1 protein-coding gene is annotated in these 1,307 nt (G+C 65.0%); it reads right to left on the bottom strand.

The annotated features are described in order from the left end of the window. Nucleotides 1–157: 157 nt before the first annotated feature. The gene (locus ACFWF3_RS36175; RefSeq protein ID WP_379318671.1) at nt 158–1,306 is read right to left on the bottom strand and encodes an NAD(P)/FAD-dependent oxidoreductase; all 1,149 of its coding nucleotides are present in this window, start codon (nt 1,304–1,306) and stop codon (nt 158–160) included. Between the last annotated feature and the right edge of the window lies 1 nt (nt 1,307).

Below are 1,307 nucleotides of genomic sequence, written 5' to 3'. Positions count from 1 at the left end.
GACATCCTGGGTGGTGGCCCCGTAGGAGCCGAGGTTCAGTATCGCGCCGGAAATTCCGAGCAGGTGCTCGACGTGCGCGACAAATCCCGCGAAGGAGCCGTCGGCGTTGACCGAACCGCCGCGCCCCTCCGCGAAACTGTCACCGAGCACCATCAGCTCATACGTTGGCACCGAGCAATTTCGCGATGCGTTCCGGCGCGAAGAATTCCTCGCCGGTCATTCCGCCGCCGACCATCGCATAGAAGTCCGTGGCATATTCTTCGTTCTTTTCCAGCGCACGGAAAACGGCCAGCAATTGCGGAGTCAGTTCCAGCGTGGAAATCGTGCAGGTGAACTCGAAACTCGACTGCGATTTCTCGTCACGCTCGCGCTGGTAATCGGCGAGCGCCTCGGCCATCGGTCGCTGATCGCTCAGACCCTCGTGCACCCGCTCGGCCAGCAGCGCCGCGTAGTCGAACGCGTCGGAGATGCCGAGCCCGGTGAACGGGTCCTTGTGGTACCCCGCGTCCCCGACCAGCGCCCAGCCTTCGCCGTGCGACTGGCGGCGGTAGTTGTCCGGGTACCGCATCGGGGTGAAACGCTCCTCGCGCTTGCCCTTGGTGACCAGTTCCTCGGCGAACTCGGGCAGGATCTCGCGAGCGACCTTCACGAAGTTGGCCTCGACGTCGGCACGGAAATCAGCGTAGGTGTCGATCTTGCGCATGACCGCCACGAGGGTCTGGTCGTTGTGGGTCGGCCAGATGCCGATCTGCTGCTTGTCGCCGATCCGGCTGTGGAACTCCGACACCGACAGGCCGCTGAAGTAGCTGTAGTAGATGAAGCACTCGGCCGCGACCTTCGTGTAGGTCTCGGCGCCGACAGCGTTGGCGACGAACGAGTTGGTGCCGTCGGCACCGATCACGATGCGGGCCCGCTCCTCGGCGATCTCACCACCGGCGACCGAACCGCGAATACCGACGACCACACCGTCTTCGATGATCAGTTCGCTGACGGTGTACCCGGTACGCACCTCGGCGCCGGCCTCCCTGGCACCCTCGACCAGGATCGCGTCGAGTTCGGTGCGCCGCGGCGCGTAGGTGGCGTCGATGCCCTGGATGGGATCGGCGAACCCCGCGATGACGATGTCGAGGTAGGACACCGTCATGCGCTTGATCGCCGGCACACCGGTGGCGATCAGCTTGTCGAGCAGGCCCCACTGGGCCAGCCGGGCCAGCCCGCGCTGCTGAATGTAGTGCGTCGAGATGGTGTCGCTCGGGAACGTGGCACGGTCGACCACCAGGACTCGATGCCCCTGCCTCGCCAGCAAC

The organism is Nocardia sp. NPDC060220 (assembly GCF_042727815.1).
Lineage (GTDB): Bacteria > Actinomycetota > Actinomycetes > Mycobacteriales > Mycobacteriaceae > Nocardia.
This window is presented reverse-complemented; position numbering and strand designations above follow the sequence as displayed.